Raw genomic sequence first — 424 nt, forward strand, 5'->3', positions numbered from 1 at the left:
GCCCTGAGTCAGAGCTCTAAATCTGTAACCTACTGTTTTCAAGAGACATAATTTTCATGAATAGCTGTATTTTGACCGCTAAAATTATTCAGGAACCACAACTGCGCTACACAGCCGATAATCAAATACCCATTGCCGAAATGTTAGTCGAGTTCAGCAGTAACCGACCCAATGACCCCCCATCACACTTAAAAGTAATTGGATGGGGAAATACGGCCCAAGAAATTGGACAAAACTATCATGTGGGCGATTGTGTACTCATCGAAGGTCGCTTGGGGATGAACGTGGTGGAAAGACCCGAAGGCKTTAAAGAGAAGCGAGCCGAATTGGTCGCGACGCGGATTTATACTATCAGTAGTTTGATATCTGGCAACCCAGAAACCCCAATCAACACTCATTCCGCCCCCAGTTCCGCCCCCAGTTC

General features: G+C 46.3%; 1 protein-coding gene. It reads left to right on the forward strand.

Going from position 1 to position 424, the window contains the following annotated elements; all coding sequences use genetic code 11:
• Window positions 1–56: 56 nt before the first annotated feature.
• The coding region (locus tag B9T16_RS29410; RefSeq protein WP_410246470.1) for a single-stranded DNA-binding protein at window positions 57–424 on the forward strand (368 nt) is incomplete at its 3' end.

Source organism: Arthrospira sp. PCC 8006, from assembly GCF_046480465.1.
Lineage (GTDB): Bacteria > Cyanobacteriota > Cyanobacteriia > Cyanobacteriales > Microcoleaceae > Limnospira > Limnospira platensis.